This is a genomic window from Methylobacterium sp. NPDC097929, from assembly GCF_049543375.1.
GTDB lineage: Bacteria > Pseudomonadota > Alphaproteobacteria > Rhizobiales > Beijerinckiaceae > Methylobacterium.
This window is the reverse complement of the sequence record NZ_JBMVEP010000009.1, coordinates 37,986-53,440: the sequence shown is the minus strand read 5'-3', so window position 1 is coordinate 53,440 and position 15,455 is coordinate 37,986. Positions and strand designations below refer to the sequence as shown.

Here is a 15,455-nt window from a genome sequence, read left to right as displayed (position 1 = left end):
CGGGCCCCGCTCGGGCTCTACACGGGGCCGAGCTTGCATTCCTGGGTCTGATGACGGCGATCTGGTTCATTCTGGCGGCCATGACCGGCGCAGCCGTGTTCGCGCTGCTCTGGCCGATGTCGCGCCGCCGCCGGCAAGGGCTTGCGCAGGGGGCCGGGCTGGAGGCCGGGAGCGGTGCGTCCGGGCTCGCGACCGAGACCGGCTTCTACGAGGACCAGCTCGCCGAGATCGAGCGCGATCTCGGCCGCGGCCTGATCGCCCCGGCCGAGGCCGAGGCGGCCCGCACCGAGGCCGCGCGCCGGCTCCTGCGGGCGAGCCGCGAGGAACGCGCGAACGCGCCGGGCGCCCGGCCGATCGCCGAGCCGCACCTGCGCCAGCGCCGGGCGGCCTCCGCCTTCGCGCTCTCCACGATCCCGCTCGTGGCGCTCGCCGTCTACGGCCTCTACGGCTCGCCGAACCTCCCCTCGCAGACCGAGGCCGACCGCAACGCGACGCGGGCGGGCGCGCAGGATCTGATGACGGCCATCGGCCAGATCGAGGCGCGGCTCGCCAATCACCCCGACGACGTTCGCGGCTGGAGCGTGCTCGGCCCGGTCTACATGCGGCTCGGGCGCTTCGACGACGCGGCGCGCGCCTACGCGTCCCTGGTGCGCCTCAAGGGTGAGGACGCGCAGGCGCTGGCCGATTGGGGCGAGGCCCTGGTCGCGGCGGCCGACGGCACGGTCTCGCCGGAGGCCCGCAAGGTGCTGGGCCGGGCGGTCGCCGCCGATCCCAAGGCGGCCAAGCCCCAGTTCTACCTCGCTCGCGGCGACGAGCAGGCCGGCGACGTGGCCGGTGCGGTGCGCCGTCTGGAGGCGATGGCGGAGGCCGCGCCCGCGGACGCGCCCTGGCTCCCCACCGTGCGCGAGAGCCTCGCCCGGCTGAAGGGCGAGACGATGCCGGCGCCGAAGGCCGAGGACGGGGCGAAGGCTCCGGCGGCCGGGCCAGGCTCCAACATCCAGTCGCTGCCCCCCTCCGAGCGGATCGACGCGATCCGCGGCATGGTCGAAGGGCTGGAGCGGCGCTTGGCCAAACAGGGCGGCAGCGCCGAGGAATGGCTGCGCCTCGTGCGCTCCCACGCGGTGCTCGGCGAGCGCGACAAGGCGCTCGACGCCCTGGAGCGCGCCCGCAAGGCCTTTCCGGAGGACCGGGAGGCGCGGGCCCGCCTCGACGCGCAGGCGCGCGAACTCGGCCTCGCGGAGGCCGGGGCGCCGCGCCCCGAGCCGAAGGCGGAGGACAGGGCGGGCGCCGAGACGGGCAAGGCCGAGTTGAGCCGGCCCGAACCCGACGCGGCAGCCGCGATCAAGGCGATGCCGCCGGCCGAGCGCGAGGCGGCGATCCGCGGCATGGTGGCGACCCTCGACCGGCGGCTCGCCGCCAAGGGCGGCAGCGCCGACGAATGGATGCGGCTGGTACGCTCCTACGGCATCCTCGGCGACCGGGCCGCCGCGACCCAGGCCCTCGACCGGGCCAAGATGGCGCTCGCCGCCAACCCGACCGCGGTGGAGCGCCTCGACGCCCTGGGCCGCGAACTCGACCTCGGCCGACCGGCCAAGCCGTAGCCGCAACCCCGCCCCTGACAATCGGTCCCGCCCGTGCAACCTTGACCCCGCGGGCGCGGGGGCCGAAACCGGATGCTCGATCAAATGAAGTGACGTCAGGCCGGCCTCAGATCGCTCGCGCGAGCCGAGGGCCGACAACAAGCCGACGAACCGGGACGGAAAAGTGACCCGCAAGAGCCGCCGCCTGATCCTCATCGCCACCTGCGGAGCCGTGCTCGCGCTGGCGCTCGGGCTGATCCTGTCGGCCATGACCGGCTCGATCGTGTTCTTCCGCTCCCCCGCCGAGGTGGCCGCGCAGGGCGTCGCCCCCGGCACGCGCTTCCGCCTCGGCGGCCTCGTGACGGAAGGGTCGGTCAAGCGCGGGCCCGACCAGAACGTCGAGTTCTCGGTGACCGACACCAGTGCCACGGTCCCCGTCCAGTATCGCGGTCTGCTGCCCGACCTGTTCCGCGAGGGTCAGGGCATCGTCGCCGAAGGCACGCTCGATACCGGCGGCGTGTTCCGCGCCGACACGGTGCTGGCCAAGCACGACGAGAACTACATGCCCCGCGAGGTGGCCGACGCCCTCAAGGCGCAGGGGCGCTGGCAGGAAGGCGGGGGGAAGGCGGCCCCCAAAACGGATGCCCCCAAGGCCGAGATACCCAAGTCCGAGACACCCAAGGCCGAGGCGGCCGACGCGACCCTCGGTCAGCGCAGCGAGCGGTGAGACCCTTCATGACCATCCGCCCTGAAACCGCGCGGGAGCTTTGCCGGTGATCGTCGAGGTCGGCCATTACGCGCTGGCGCTCGCGCTGGCACTCTCCCTGGTGCAGGCGGTGATGCCGGCCTGGGCTGCCCGCTCGGGCGACGCCGCCCTGCGCGAGGTGGCGGCGCCCGCCGCGCTGGGCACCTTCGCCTGCATCCTGTTCGCCTTCTGCGCGCTGACCTACGCGCACGTGACCTCGGACTTCTCGGTCCAGAACGTCGTCGAGAACTCACACACCGCCAAGCCCTTGATCTACAAGATCTCCGGCGTCTGGGGGAACCACGAGGGCTCGATGCTCCTCTGGGTGCTGATCCTCGCCCTGTTCGGCGCCTGGGTCGCCACCGCCACGACCTCCGTGCCGCCGACCCTGCGCACCAACACGCTGATGGTGCAGGCGAGCATCACCTTCGTGTTCCTGCTGTTCATCATCACGACCTCGAACCCTTTCGCCCGGGTCGCGCCCGCACCGCTGGAGGGCAACGACCTCAACCCGCTGCTGCAGGATCTCGGCCTCGCGATCCATCCGCCGCTGCTCTACCTCGGCTATGTCGGCTTCTCGATCACCTTCGCCTTCGCGGTCGCCGCGCTGATCGAGGGGCGCATCGACGCCGTCTGGGCGCGGGCGGTGCGACCCTGGACGCTGATCGCCTGGAGCTTCCTCACGCTCGGCATCGCCATGGGCTCGTACTGGGCCTATTACGAACTCGGCTGGGGCGGCTGGTGGTTCTGGGACCCGGTCGAGAACGCCTCGCTGATGCCCTGGATCGCCGGCACGGCGCTGCTGCACTCCACCGTCGTGATGGAGAAGCGCGACGCGCTGAAGGTCTGGACGGTCCTGCTCGCCATCCTCACCTTCTCGCTCTCGCTGCTCGGCACCTTCATCGTGCGTTCGGGCCTGCTCACCTCGGTGCACAGCTTCGCCACCGATCCGAGCCGCGGCGTCTTCATCCTCGCGATCCTCGCCCTGTTCATCGGCGGCTCGCTCAGCCTGTTCGCGTGGCGCGCGCCGATGCTGCGCCAGGGCGGCCTGTTCGCGCCGATCTCCCGCGAGGGGGCCCTGGTGATGAACAACCTGTTCCTCGTGGCCGCCTGCGCCACGGTGTTCGTCGGCACGCTCTACCCGCTGCTCCTGGAGATGCTGACGGGCGAGAAGATCTCGGTCGGCCCGCCCTTCTTCAACTGGACCTTCATCCCGCTGGCGCTCCCGCTCCTCCTGATCGTGCCCTTCGGGCAGGCGCTGGCCTGGAAGCGGGGTGACGCCGCGGCCGCCGCGCAGCGCCTGTTCGCGGCCTTCGCCGTGGCGCTCGTCGTCGCCCTCGGCGCGGCGGCTCTGGCCTGGGGCGGTCCGATCATGGCGCCCGTCGGCCTCGGTTTCGGCGCCTATCTCATCATCGGCTCGGTGCTCGAGATCTGGGCGCGCGCCCGCGGCTACGGCCAGAACCGGACGCACGACCTCGGAACGACCTGGCGCCGGGCGATCGGCCTGCCGCGCTCGGCCTGGGGCACCGCCTTGGCCCATGCCGGCGTCGGCGTCGTGGTGCTCGGCATCGCCGGGCAGGGTTGGGCCACGGAAGGGCTCGCGACGATCCGGCCGGGCGGTCAGGTCGCCTCCGGCCCCTACGTCGCCACCCTCGACCGGGTCGGCCCGACCAAGGGCGCGAACTACGACGAGACCACCGCCTTCCTCACCCTACGCAACCGGGCGGGCGACTACGTGGGCACCGTCGAGACCGGCAAGCGCTTCTACCCCTCCCGCCGCATGACGGTGACGGAATCCGGCCTGAAGACGGTGGGCGTGAGCCAGATCTACGCCAGCCTCGGCGAGGTCATGCCCGACGGCTCGATCGGCATGCGGCTCTACCACAAGCCGCTCGTGCTGCTGATCTGGATCGGTTCGGTCATCATGGCGGCGGGCGGCGGCCTCTCCCTGACCGACCGGCGCATGCGCGTCGGCGCTCCGGTCAAGGCGCGCGCCAAGCTGCCGCCCTCCGCGGTGCCCGCCGAATGATCCGCGCGCGCTTCCCCGCGGCGCTCGCCGCGCTCGCCCTGAGCCTGTCTCTCGGCCTCGCGCCGGCGCTCGCCGTGCAGCCGCACGAGGTGCTGAAGGACCCCGCCCTGGAAGCGCGGGCGCGGCAGATCTCGGAGGGGCTGCGCTGCCTCGTCTGCCAGAACCAGTCGATCGACGATTCCGACGCGCCGCTCGCCAAGGACCTGCGCCTGCTCGTGCGCGACCGCCTCAAGGAGGGCGACAGCAACGGGCAGGTCGTCGATTACGTGGTGGCCCGCTACGGCGAGTTCGTGCTGCTGCGCCCGGTCTTCGGCTGGCACACGCTGCTGCTCTGGCTCAGCCCGCTGCTGGCGGTGGGCCTCGGTGCCTTCGGCATCTGGCGCCTGTCGCGCCGCCGGGCACCGAAGGCGGCCGGACTCTCCGCGGCCGAGGAGGCCGAGGTCGAGGCGCTGCTCAAGGGGCGGTAGCCGGCTGCCGGTAGAGCGTCTCGATCTCGCTCGCGCCGCGCATCACGACGACGCGGCGCACGAAGCGGTGCAGATCCGGCACCGCACCGGGGACGGTCAGCTCCACCGCCCGCTCGCCGCGGGCCCGCTTCGTCCGCCACGCCGCATAAGGATAGCGATCGATCGGCAGGAAGGTGTCCGCGCCCCGCGGCACCGGAAAGCGCCCCGTCGCGCCCGAATTGATGGCCGAGAGTTCGATCCGGTCGCGATAGGCCGCGACGAGCGGAGCCGCCTCGATCTCCAGGATTTCGTGGGCCTGCGCCCGGTAGGCGCGGCCGGCCAGCAGCGTGAGCACCCGCTTGCGGCTGAGCCAGAAGAAGACGCGCCCGTTCAGCCGGGCGTGCCAATCGGACGGGGTCAGGCCGTCGCGCAGGCAGCGCGCGAGAGCCTTGTCGCTGAGAGGCTTCTGATCGCGCAGCACGACGCGGCCGAGATCCGCCCGCTCCAGCACGATTCCCTCCGGCCGCCGCCCCTCGGCCTCCGCGCGCAGATCGCCCTGCGCCTCGAAGAGGTCGAGCGCCGCCCGCGTGCTGAGGAGCCCGTGCCGGGCGATGCTCGGCCAAGCGCCGGCCTCCGCCATGTGGAACAGGAGCGGGCAATCGCGCAGCAGCTCGTCCAGCTCGGCCCCGGTCATCGACGCTCCCGCTCCCTTCGCGCCCTGCTTTCGCCCGATCGTTCGGGCAGGACGTGGGCCCGACGCGTCCTTCGCCACGGAACGCAGCGAGCCCCCGACCCGAGCGCCATGCCGATCGCATTTCCTCGACGCCTCGCCCTCGCCGCCGCGCTCGGCCTCGCCGCTGCCGGCCCGGCCTCGGCCCACCCCCACGTCTGGGTCACGGCCAGGGCCGAGGTCGCCTACGAGGCCGGCCGCGTCGCCGGCATCCGTCACACCTGGAGCTTCGATGCCGCCTACTCATCCTTCGTGACGCAGGGCCTCGACACCAACGGCGACGGCAAGCTCTCGCCCGAGGAACTGCAGGGACTCGCCAACGAGAACACCGGCAACCTCGCCGAGTTCGCCTATTTCACGAAGCTCAAGGTCGCGGGGAAGGAACAGGCCTTCGCCGAGCCGCGGGACGCCCGCATGAGCATGGAGGGCGACCGGCTCACCTTGAACTTCCTGTTGCCGCTGAAGGCGCCGGCCGCGCAGGGGCGCGGCGTGGCGGCGCTGGAAGTCTACGATCCGACCTACTTCGTCGCCTTCAGCCTCGCCGAGGGCGCCGACGCGGTGCGCCTGCCCGGCGCGGCGGCCGGCTGCACCACCACGGTGACGCGGGCCAAGAACGCCGAGCCCGCCGTGGCGCAGGCCGGCCAGTCGATGACCGAGGCGATGTTCGAGGCGCTCACCGCCGCCTCGAATTACGGCGAGCAATTCGCCAACCGGGCCATCGTCGCATGTCCCTGAGCGCGGCCCCGACATCCTCCCCGGCCGGCGGCCTCGATTCTGAGGGCAGCCCTTCGCGCCGGCTGCCGCTCAAGGCCGCGCTCGCCGCCGGGGCGGTGCTGGCCGCCGCCGCCCTCCTCGCTCTCATCGCCTGGACGCTCGGCCCCAGTCTCGCCGCGCCGCCGCCCCGCTCTCCCTTCGGCATCGGCTTCCGCGAGGCCGCACCGGCCGCGACGGGGATCGGCGGCTGGCTGCTCTCCGTCCAGTCCAACTTCTCGCGCGCGCTCCAGGGCGCGGTCTCGGCGCTGAAGGCCGGAGGCGGCTGGATGCCGCTGGTGCTGATGGGCTTTGCCTACGGCGTGTTTCACGCCGCCGGTCCCGGCCACGGCAAGGCGGTGATCGCCGGCTACATCGTGGCGGGCGAGCGTACCCTCCGGCGGGGCTTCTCCTTGAGCGCGGCGGCGGCCCTGCTCCAGGCCTGCGTGGCGATCGCCATCGTCCTCCTCGGTGTCCTCGTCCTCAAGGCGACCGCCGCGGGAATGACCCGCGCCGGCACCCTGATCGAGACCGTGAGCTTCGTCCTCGTCGCGGGGCTCGGCGCCGCCGTCACCTGGCGCAAGGCCGCCCGGCTCGCCGACTTGGCCGTCGGCGCCCCGGCCGCGGCCTGCGGCCCCGGCTGCGGCCATGCCGGTCTCACCGATGCCACTGCCCTCGACCAGCTCGACGGCTGGCGCGAGCGCCTGGGCGTCGTCCTCGCCGCCGGTTCGCGCCCCTGCGCCGGGGCAGTGCTGATCCTCGTTTTCTGCGCCGCGCAGGGAATGCTCGCCGCCGGCATCGCCGCGACCTTCGCCATGGCCCTCGGCACGGCGCTGACCACTGGCGCACTCGCCAGCCTCGCCGTCTTCGCCAAGACATTGGCCCTGCGTCTCGCGGGCGGGCGGGGACGGGCGGGCGTCCTCGCCCTCGGCATCCTCGAACTCCTGGCCGGGGCCTTCGTGCTCGTGCTGGGGCTGGCGATGCTCTCGGGGCTGGCGACCGGCATCGGCGGCTGAGACGCTTCTCGCGCGCGTCCCCTTCGCGCCCCTTTCGCGAACCCCCTCGCCAAGCACCGCGAAGACGTGGCAGGCTACTCCCCGGATCGGGAGGAGCCCTGCTTGAACGAACGCGACGCCCTCGGCGCCTTCGAGCCCATCCTGAACTGGCGGTTGCTGAAGGGCTCGCACGCCTTTCCGGGGCCGGACGGCGGCACCTGCATCAACGAGGCGGCCATGGTCGCGGCGGGGCTGCCCTACCGGGCCATCACCGCGACCGAGGATTGCCCGCCCTGCTTCTCGCGCCCGCTCGCGGCCTACGCGCTCGGCCTCAACGACGCGATGCCGGAATCCGAGCGGCAAGGGCTGATGGCCTTCGTGCTGCGGCTGTCCGGCTCGGCGGATGCGCCCGAGATCGAGGCGGCCCGCACCGCCTTTCTCGCCCTCGAGAGCGTGCGCCGCATCCTGCCGCCGCTGCTCGACGCAGCCGGGCTGCCCGCGCTCGCCGCCCGCTGCGAGACCGCGCCCGATCCAGCCGGCGCGCAGGACGCCCTGTGCGCCGCCGAGAGGCAGGGCGGCACCCTGTCCGACGCCGCCGCCGGCCGCCATGCCTGGATCGCGGGCGCCCGCGCCTCGGCGGTGGCGCGCACCGCCACGGCGGCGCTTCGCGCCTTCAGCGACCCGCGCTGCGCCGCCGAGGTCGCGGAGGGGGCGGCGCCGTTCGCTGAAGGAACGTGGCGCGAGGCCCTCGCCATCCTCGACGGGGCCCTCCGGATCGGCCGGCAGGCGCCGGCCATCGATTTGCTCTGCGCCCGCGACCGCCTGGAGGCGGCGCGCAGCCTCGCTCAGCCGTAGGCGCGCGGGCGCGGCTCGTCGGCGAGATCGACCTCGACCGTCTCGCAATTGGCGAGCCAGTGGCCGGTGAGGTGGTAGAAGAACGTGCCGTGGCCGACCACGGCGATGGTCCGCTCCGGGCGCGCCCGCAACCACTCCCGAAAGCCCGCCACGCGCCGGTCGAACAGGTGCGGCGGCTCGACATGCCAACCCTCCGGGCCGGCCTCGCCTTGCGCGTACCACCATGTCTCCGGCAGGTGGTCGACGCGGAAATCCGGAAACTCCCGGGCGAGCTCCGAGGCGGCCCGGCCGATGTCGCAGCTGCTCTCCTGGCACTCCCGGTGCAGCACCTCCACGAGCAGCGCGGGCTTGGCCGGGTGGTCGGAGAAGATGCCCGCCGTCGTCTGAAGGGCCCGGGTCAGCGGCGAGGTGACGACGAGGTCGAACGGGATGTCGCGCAGGGCCGCGCGGGCCTGCGCGACCTGGGCGTGGCCCTGTTCGGACAGGCGGGCGTCGATATGGCCGGGGTCGCGCCCCGTCGCCCGGTGATGCGCGTTGAAGGTCGATTCGCCGTGGCGGATGCAGACGATGCGCGTGACGGGCGGGGACGGAGCGGGTGAGGATGAGCGGGACATGAGCCCGATGTAGGCGGTTCGCGCCGGCCGAACAGCGGGTCGCGGCGCCGCGCCTGACCCGCGCGCCGCGCCTGAGCGGGAGGCGGCCCGCACCGACAGCTGCGCACGGATCCGGACGAAGCGTCACCGTGGGCGGCCGAGTGCGCCGCTTTCCGCAACGCGGAGCCCCGGCTGGTGCGGAGCGGGGCCGAAGGAGGGCGAAGCGTCCCGTGGCGGCGGAGGCGCTGCCGGTGGAGCTTGGAGGAAGACCGGCCCCGGCCGGCGCCCGATCCCAAGGAGCCTCCTCATGCTCGCGATCCGTCCATCCTCGCACCGAACCGTTCTGCCCTCAGCCCCGGGCCTGCCGCGCAACCTCCTGATCGGCCCGGTGGTCGCCGTGATCCTGGCGCTGCTCGCGGGCCTCCAGCCGGCCCGCGCCGAGGGCAGCGGCACGCTGCTGCTCCGCTCCGAGGGCGCTGCCCCCGTCGAGGCGCCCCGCCTGCGGGCGGACGCGGCGATCACGGTCAGTGGCCCGACCGCGCGGGCGACCATCACCCAGGCCTTCCGCAACACCACGAGCGAGTGGGTCGAGGGCACCTACCTCTTTCCGCTGCCGGAGGATGCGGCCGTCGACACGATGAAGCTCGTGGTCGGCGACCGGGTCATCGTCGCCGACATCCGCGAGCGGCAGGCCGCCCGCCGCGCCTACGAAGCGGCCAAGGCCGAGGGCAAGGCCGCGGCGCTGACCGAGCAGCAGCGCCCCAACCTGTTCACCAACGCGGTCGCCCATATCGGCCCCGGCGAGACCGTGCTGGTGCAGATCGAATATCAGCAGCCGGTCCGGCAATCGGCCGGCACCTATTCCCTACGCCTGCCGACCGTCGCGGCCCCGCGCTACAGCCCGGCCCCGCCGGCCCTGACGCTCGCCAGCGAGCGGCCCACCGCGGATTCCGGCTCGGACCCCGTGCCGGATCGCGAAAAGATCGCGGCACCCGTGCTCGATCCGGCCCGCCACGCCCCGATCAACCCGCTGACGCTGTCCATCGACCTCAAGGCCGGCTTTCCCCTCGGCACCGTGCGCAGTGCCACCCACGCCATCTGCGTCGAGGAGCCGTCGCAGGCCGAGCGCCGCATCACCCTTGCCGACGGCGCCACCGCGGCCGACCGGGATTTCGAACTCACCTGGACGGCGATGCCCGGCGCCGCGCCCGCATTGGGCCTGTTCCGCGAGCGGATCGCCGAAGGGGAGGCGGTGCTCGCGCTCGTGACGCCGCCGCAGGCGGCGACCGCCGTGCGGATGCCCCGCGACGTGGTCTTCGTGATCGACAATTCCGGCTCCATGGGCGGCGCCTCGATGCGGCAGGCCAAGGCGAGCCTGCTCATCGGCCTCGACCGATTGGGCGCGGGCGACCGCTTCAACGTGATCCGCTTCGATCACAGCTTCGACACGCTGTTCTCCGATCTGATGCCCGCCGAGGAACGCCATCTCGCCCGCGCCAAGAGCTTCGTGGCGGGGCTGGAAGCGAGCGGCGGCACGGAGATGCTGGCGCCGCTCAAGGCCGCGCTGCGGGACGCGGCGCCGGAGGAGACGGGGCGCCTGCGTCAGGTCGTGTTCCTCACCGACGGCGCCATCGGCAACGAGGCGCAGATCTTCTCGGCCATCGCGACGGAGCGCGGGCGCTCGCGGCTGTTCATGGTGGGCATCGGCTCGGCCCCGAACGGCTACCTGATGAGCCATGCCGCCGAGCTCGGCCGCGGCAGCTTCACCCAGATCGGCTCGCCCGATCAGGTGACCGAGCGGATGCGCGCGCTGCTGCTGAAGCTGGAAAGTCCGGCCGTCACCGACCTGACCGCGACCTTCTCCGAGCCCGGCGTCGACGCGACGCCCGCCCGCCTGCCCGACCTCTACCACGGCGAGCCGCTCACCCTCTCGGCCCGGATGGGCCGGGCCCGCGGCACCCTGACCCTCACCGGACGGATCGGCGACCAGCCCTGGCGGACGGTGCTCGCCCTCGACGCGGCGCAGGACGGGGCCGGCATCGGCAAGCTCTGGGCGCGGGCGAAGATCGCCGAGGCCGAGACGGCGCGCCTGACCGGCCGGCTCGCGGCCGAGGCCGCCGACGCGGCGATCCTGAGGCTCGCCCTCGACCACGGGTTGACGACGCGCCTGACCTCCCTCGTGGCGATCGATGCCACGCCGCGCCGCCCGGACGGGGCCCGGCTCGTCAGCACCGATCTTCCGCTCAACCTGCCGGCCGGCTGGGACTTTGCCAGCGTGTTCGGCGAGGGTGAGGCTCAGCCGCTTCCCGCGCCGCCGCGCCAGCGCCGCGCCGCGGCCCCGGCGACCCAACTGGCCGCCGCCACCCCCGTCGCCTTGCCGCAGACCGCGACGGATTTCGAGATCCGCGCCTGGCTCGGGGCGCTGCTGCTGGCCCTCGGCCTGCTCCTCTCCCTCCGCCGCCGTCGGGTCGCGGCGTGAGCGGGAGCGCGAATCGGGGCGCCGCGCCGCGGCGCCCCGGCCGGAGGAGCCTCGCCGCTTTTCGGGTTTCCTTGCCGGTCCCCCTGTCGGCCCTCCTGCTGGTCGCGGTCGGCTTCGTCCTGCTGGCGCAGGCCGCCTGGATTCCGGCCAAGGCCGCCCTGGCGCAGGTGCTTCTGGAGCGTGCCTTCGGACGCACCCTGGCCGAGGGCGCACCGATGCGCCCCTGGCCCTGGGCCGATACGGTTCCGGTCGCCCGCATCGGCTTCCCGCGGTTCGGCGAGCGCTACGTGGTGCTCGCCGGATCGAGCGGGCAGGCTCTGGCCTTCGGGCCCGGCCATGTCGAGGGCACGCCGGAGGCGGGCGAGCCGGGAACGGCGGTCTACGCCGCCCACCGCGACACGCAGTTCCGCAGCCTCGGCCGGCTCGCGGTCGGGGATGCGATCACGGTGGAGCGCCGCGACGGCCGCAGCCTTCGCTTTCGCGTCGCCGGGCGCCGCGTCGCGCGCTGGGACGCCTCCGGCCTCGACCCGCAGGCGCCGGGCCGCCATCTCGTCCTCGCCACCTGCTGGCCGCTCGAGGCGGTGACGCCGGGACCGGAGCGGCTGCTGGTGGAGGCGGTGCTCGACGAAACCGCCGAGCCTTGACGCCTCCCTCGCTTGTGCGGTTCTGTGCGGATCCGTCCGGAACCGCACGCGATGTCGCTGATCGAGGCCGATCACCCCGAGACCGAACTGCCCGCCGGGCAGAGCCGCGCCATCGCGGATGCCGTGCGCGAGGCCCTCGCCCGCCGCCGGATGTCGCGGCAGGCGCTCGCGGACGCGGCCCGCATCAGCATCTCGACCCTCGAAAAGGCGCTGTCCGGCCGCCGGCCCTTCACGTTGGCCACCACCCTGCGCCTTGAGGAGGCGCTGGGCCTTCCCCTGAGGGTGCAGGCTCCGGCACCGCCGGTCGCGGCCCCGGAAAAGGCCCGTCACGCGCCGGAGGAGTTCGGCTCCTACACCCGCGAGGCGGTCGCCTTCCTGACCGGTCGCTACCTGACGCTGCGCCCCTCCTTCGGGCAGGTGGGGGCGATCTTCGCCTACCGCACCGAGATCGCCTGGGATGCCGAGAGCGCCCGGCTCGTCTTCCGGGAGGCCGAGCGGCTCGACGCGCCATTCGCGCAATCCGGCACCGTCTCGGTGCCGAACCAATCGGGCCAGATCTACCTCGTCACCAACTTCCAGGGGCAGTACCGGCTCGCCGTGCTCGGCCGCCCGACCATCCAGGGCGAGATGTTCGGCATCCTGACGACCCTGTTCTCGGGCCGCGGCACGCAACTCACCCCGGCGGCGACCCCGCTCGCCCTGGTGCCGGAGCGCGGGGCGCTGGCCGAGACCGCGCAGTACGGGCGCATCACCGCCGGCATGGCTTGCGAGCCGGCCTACCGGCGCCTTCTCGACCGGGTGCGCGAGGACGTGTTCGCGGTGTTTCCCGGCTGCGGGGAGGGGACGGCCTGAGCCGTCAGGCGGTGCTCGAGAGCTTCATCAGCACGAGGCCGCTGACGATCAGCAGGGCTGCCAGGATGCGGGTGGCGTTCATCGCCTCGCCGAGGAAGGCGATGCCGACGATGAAGGCGCCGACGGCGCCGATGCCGGTCCAGATCGTGTAGGCGGTGCCGAGCGGCAGGCTGCGCATTGCCCAGGCGAGGCAGGCGAAGCTCAGCGCCATGGTGACGAGGGTGATGAGACTGGGCCAGAGGCGGGAGAACCCCTCCGACTGCTTCATCGAGAAGGCCCAGACGACCTCCAGCAAACCGGCGATGACGAGAACGATCCAGGCCACGGCAACCTCATGGGGCGCATGAGCCGGGCCGTCCCGGACTTGGACCCCATCTCGAAGAAAGGACGACGGGGGAGGACGTTGCCTCACGCAGTGAGCTAAAGCCTGGGGCGCGGGAGTCACGTGTGATGCCGCACAAGAGCGACTCGGCTACTCCAGCCGCACCACCACGCTGTCGCTCGCGCCCGCCGCATCCATCACCGAGATGCGCGCAAAGCCCGCGCCCTCCGGGCTCCATTCCGACTGCCGACGCATCGCCTCCGCCACGGGCAGACCGTCGACCATCCAGGTCAGCGGCGGCTGGCCGCCGAGCGCCTTGAGGGCGAGGCGGGCCCGCGCGCCTTCGCTCAGACCGAGATCGACCCGGGCGCCGTCCGGCGGGTAGGCGATCTTGAGGGGCACGCCGAGCGTCGCGGCGAAGGTTTTCGGCGCGTCCCGGCGGATGTGGCGCAGCGGCGGGGGCAGGGCCGTGGTCGCGACGACGAGGGCGTCGCGGGGGCGGGGCAGGGCCTCCGGCTCGCCGCCGAACCGAGCGAAGGCGTCGAACAGGATCGGTGCGGCTTGGGCACGACCGACGAGGCCCGGCACCGAGGCGCCGTCGGGGCGGCCGATCCAGACGGCAATCGTCACGCGGGCATCGAACCCCACCGCCCAGGCGTCGCGGTAGCCGTAGGAGGTGCCGGTCTTGAAGCTGATCCGGCCGGGCAGGGCGTTCTCCGGCGGCGGGGCGCCGCGCAAGGTGTCGGCAACGTACCAGGCCGCGACCGGATCGGCGATGCGCCGCTCCGGCTCCGGCGCGGCCGGCGGCCCGTCGAGGCGCCGGGCCAGCGCCGGAACGCTGCCGGATCGGGCGAGACCCGCGTAGAGCCGGGCGAGGTCGGTGAGGGTGATGCCGAGGCCCCCGAGGGCCACCGGCAGGCCCGGCGCGGTGTCGCGCGGCAGCAGGATCGTCGCGCCGGCCCCCCGCAGCCGCGCGACGAAGCGGGCGGCGCCGACCGCATCCAGAAGCTCGACCGCGGGCAGGTTCAGCGATTGCTGGAGCGCGACCCGCGCCGTCACCGTGCCGCGAAACCCCATGTCGAAGTTTTCCGGGGCGTAGCTCGCGGCAAAGCGCGCCGGGCGGTCGTCGAGGAGCGTTTCGGGATGGGCGAGCCCGTCCTCGAAGGCCAGCGCGTAGATGAAGGGCTTGAGCGCCGAGCCCGGTGAGCGCACGGCCTGGGTGGCATCGACCGCACCCGCGCGGCCGGCGTCGAGGTAGCCGGCGCTGCCGACATGGGCGAGCACCGCGCCGGTGCGGTTGTCGAGGGCGAGGATCGCGGCGGAGAGCGCCGGGCCGGCAGCAGCCGCGCGCTCCGTTGCCAGCGCCTCGAGGCTCGCCTGAAGGCGCGCGTCGAGCGTCAGGTGCTGCACCCGCGCTGACGGGTCGGCGGCGTGGGCCTGCTCGGCGGCATGGGCCGCGAGCATCGGGAATTGTTTTCGCGCAACCGGCACCGGCTCGGCCTTGGCCGCCTGCGCTTCGGCGGCGGTCAGTACGCCGCGCTCGGCGGCGATGTCGAGCACCCGGTCGCGGGCGCGCCGCGCGTTGGCGGCGAAGCGGTCGGGCCGGCGGGCCTCGGGTGATTGCGGCAGGGCGACGAGAAGCGCGCTTTCGGCAAACGACAGGCGGGCCGGCTCGCGGCCGAAATAGGCCAGACTCGCCGCCCGCACGCCCTCGACCGGGCCGCCATAGGGGGCGAGCGCGAGGTAGAGGTCGAGCACACCGGATTTGCCGAGGTGACGCTCCAGTTCGACCGCGCGGACCATCTGCCGGAGCTTTGCCGGAAGCGAGCGCTCCGTGCGCGGCTCGACGAGGCGGGCGACCTGCATCGATAGGGTTGAGCCGCCCGACACGATGCGTCCGTGGGTGAGCCACTGCCACGCGGCGCGCAGCGTCGCCGCCGGATCGAGGCCGGGATGGCTGTCGAAGCGGCGGTCCTCGTAGGCTTTCAGCATGGCGAGGTATCGCGGATCGATCGCGTCCGCGGTGATGGGCAGGCGCCAGCGCCCGTCGGCGGTGGCGAAGGGGCGCAGCAACTGGCCCTTCCGATCGAGGATGACGGTGGAGCGGAGCGAGGCCTGGGTCAGGTCGAGGGGCGGGAGGGTGGCGGCGTAGCGCCAGAGGGTGCCCGCCAGTAGACATGCGACGGAGAGGAAGAGGACGAAAAGAATGCCGACGCGTCCCCCTCTCCCCGCGCGCGGGGAGAGGCCAGCCTGCACCTTGTCGTGCAGGCTGGGAGCGGAGGCGCAGCCGGAGCGACGGTGAGGGGGCGGTTCAGGATGAGTCTCTTCCGGCCGAGCCCCCTCACCCCCGGCTGCCGCCTCGCCGAGCCCCCGACGAGGGGGGCTCGGCCCTCTCCCCGCGTGCGGGGAGAGGGAATCCCATCCAGCGCTCATAC

The 15,455-nt window shown here is 73.5% G+C and carries 14 protein-coding genes; 10 read left to right on the top strand and 4 right to left on the bottom strand.

The genetic code is table 11. From position 1 onward, the window contains the following. Positions 1-50: 50 nt before the first annotated feature. The 4 genes from ccmI to ACPCJR_RS19110 all read left to right on the top strand — a co-directional run bounded on the left by ccmI (position 51) and on the right by ACPCJR_RS19110 (position 4,821). Positions 51-1,601: a c-type cytochrome biogenesis protein CcmI gene (gene ccmI, locus ACPCJR_RS19125; protein ID WP_391514278.1), complete on the top strand. Its 1,551-nt coding sequence runs from the start codon at positions 51-53 to the stop codon at positions 1,599-1,601. A 163-nt stretch (positions 1,602-1,764) separates the two neighbouring features. Next, positions 1,765-2,307 (top strand): cytochrome c maturation protein CcmE, encoded by a 543-nt coding sequence (ccmE, locus tag ACPCJR_RS19120; protein ID WP_391514280.1) that lies wholly within the window; start codon positions 1,765-1,767, stop codon positions 2,305-2,307. 46 nt (positions 2,308-2,353) lie between these two features. Beyond that, positions 2,354-4,354: a heme lyase CcmF/NrfE family subunit gene (locus ACPCJR_RS19115; RefSeq protein ID WP_391514282.1), complete on the top strand. Its 2,001-nt coding sequence runs from the start codon at positions 2,354-2,356 to the stop codon at positions 4,352-4,354. After that, positions 4,351-4,821, top strand: coding sequence for a cytochrome c-type biogenesis protein (locus ACPCJR_RS19110; RefSeq protein ID WP_391514284.1), 471 nt, complete (start codon positions 4,351-4,353; stop codon positions 4,819-4,821). The genes ACPCJR_RS19115 and ACPCJR_RS19110 overlap by 4 nt, the downstream gene beginning before the upstream one ends. On the opposite strand, the gene ACPCJR_RS19105 is transcribed toward ACPCJR_RS19110, so the two are convergent. Then, positions 4,808-5,494, bottom strand: coding sequence for a DUF7002 family protein (locus ACPCJR_RS19105; RefSeq protein WP_391514285.1), 687 nt, complete (start codon positions 5,492-5,494; stop codon positions 4,808-4,810). The genes ACPCJR_RS19110 and ACPCJR_RS19105 overlap by 14 nt on opposite strands. 108 nt (positions 5,495-5,602) lie before the next feature. Here ACPCJR_RS19105 and ACPCJR_RS19100 point away from each other — a divergent pair, with 108 nt between their 5' ends. From ACPCJR_RS19100 to ACPCJR_RS19090, 3 genes are all read left to right on the top strand, one after another. Then, the gene (locus ACPCJR_RS19100) at positions 5,603-6,265 is read left to right on the top strand and encodes a DUF1007 family protein (protein ID WP_391514287.1); all 663 of its coding nucleotides are present in this window, start codon (positions 5,603-5,605) and stop codon (positions 6,263-6,265) included. Next, a complete protein-coding gene (locus ACPCJR_RS19095; RefSeq protein WP_391514289.1) occupies positions 6,256-7,296 on the top strand; it encodes a nickel/cobalt transporter in 1,041 nt (346 codons plus the stop codon). The genes ACPCJR_RS19100 and ACPCJR_RS19095 overlap by 10 nt, the downstream gene beginning before the upstream one ends. Before the next feature lie 102 nt (positions 7,297-7,398). Then, entirely contained in the window at positions 7,399-8,130 is a 732-nt protein-coding gene (locus ACPCJR_RS19090; protein ID WP_391514290.1) for a hypothetical protein, read from the top strand. Here the strand turns inward: ACPCJR_RS19090 and ACPCJR_RS19085 are convergent. After that, positions 8,121-8,744: a histidine phosphatase family protein gene (locus tag ACPCJR_RS19085; RefSeq protein ID WP_391514292.1), complete on the bottom strand. Its 624-nt coding sequence runs from the start codon at positions 8,742-8,744 to the stop codon at positions 8,121-8,123. The two genes, ACPCJR_RS19090 and ACPCJR_RS19085, sit on opposite strands and share 10 nt — an antisense overlap. A gap of 286 nt (positions 8,745-9,030) precedes the next feature. Here ACPCJR_RS19085 and ACPCJR_RS19080 point away from each other — a divergent pair, with 286 nt between their 5' ends. From ACPCJR_RS19080 to ACPCJR_RS19070, 3 genes are read left to right on the top strand one after another with little or no spacing between them, the layout of a single operon-like run. Continuing rightward, entirely contained in the window at positions 9,031-11,202 is a 2,172-nt protein-coding gene (locus ACPCJR_RS19080) for a marine proteobacterial sortase target protein (protein ID WP_391514293.1), read from the top strand. Then, a complete protein-coding gene (locus ACPCJR_RS19075; protein ID WP_391514295.1) occupies positions 11,199-11,846 on the top strand; it encodes a class GN sortase in 648 nt (215 codons plus the stop codon). Before ACPCJR_RS19080 ends, ACPCJR_RS19075 begins: the two co-directional genes overlap by 4 nt. Before the next feature lie 51 nt (positions 11,847-11,897). After that, complete coding sequence (locus ACPCJR_RS19070) at positions 11,898-12,698, top strand: helix-turn-helix domain-containing protein (RefSeq protein WP_391514297.1); 801 nt, start codon at positions 11,898-11,900, stop codon at positions 12,696-12,698. A 4-nt stretch (positions 12,699-12,702) separates the two neighbouring features. Here the strand turns inward: ACPCJR_RS19070 and sugE are convergent, their stop codons facing one another. Beyond that, the gene (gene sugE / locus ACPCJR_RS19065; RefSeq protein ID WP_391514299.1) at positions 12,703-13,023 is read right to left on the bottom strand and encodes a quaternary ammonium compound efflux SMR transporter SugE; all 321 of its coding nucleotides are present in this window, start codon (positions 13,021-13,023) and stop codon (positions 12,703-12,705) included. Positions 13,024-13,170: 147 nt separating this feature from the next. Beyond that, positions 13,171-15,453: a penicillin-binding protein 1C gene (gene pbpC / locus ACPCJR_RS19060; protein WP_391514301.1), complete on the bottom strand. Its 2,283-nt coding sequence runs from the start codon at positions 15,451-15,453 to the stop codon at positions 13,171-13,173. Positions 15,454-15,455: the final 2 nt, after the last annotated feature.

What these genes read in the sequence shown, in the direction of transcription:
- ccmI (WP_391514278.1), top strand. Translation starts at nt 51, where the DNA reads ATGACGGCGATCTGGTTCATTCTGGCGGCCATGACCGGCGCAGCCGTG.
- ACPCJR_RS19110 (WP_391514284.1), top strand. Translation starts at nt 4,351, where the DNA reads ATGATCCGCGCGCGCTTCCCCGCGGCGCTCGCCGCGCTCGCCCTGAGC.
- ACPCJR_RS19105 (WP_391514285.1), bottom strand. Translation starts at nt 5,494, where the DNA reads ATGACCGGGGCCGAGCTGGACGAGCTGCTGCGCGATTGCCCGCTCCTG.
- ACPCJR_RS19100 (WP_391514287.1), top strand. Translation starts at nt 5,603, where the DNA reads ATGCCGATCGCATTTCCTCGACGCCTCGCCCTCGCCGCCGCGCTCGGC.
- ACPCJR_RS19095 (WP_391514289.1), top strand. Translation starts at nt 6,256, where the DNA reads ATGTCCCTGAGCGCGGCCCCGACATCCTCCCCGGCCGGCGGCCTCGAT.
- ACPCJR_RS19085 (WP_391514292.1), bottom strand. Translation starts at nt 8,744, where the DNA reads ATGTCCCGCTCATCCTCACCCGCTCCGTCCCCGCCCGTCACGCGCATC.
- ACPCJR_RS19080 (WP_391514293.1), top strand. Translation starts at nt 9,031, where the DNA reads ATGCTCGCGATCCGTCCATCCTCGCACCGAACCGTTCTGCCCTCAGCC.
- ACPCJR_RS19070 (WP_391514297.1), top strand. Translation starts at nt 11,898, where the DNA reads ATGTCGCTGATCGAGGCCGATCACCCCGAGACCGAACTGCCCGCCGGG.
- pbpC (WP_391514301.1), bottom strand. Translation starts at nt 15,453, where the DNA reads ATGAGCGCTGGATGGGATTCCCTCTCCCCGCACGCGGGGAGAGGGCCG.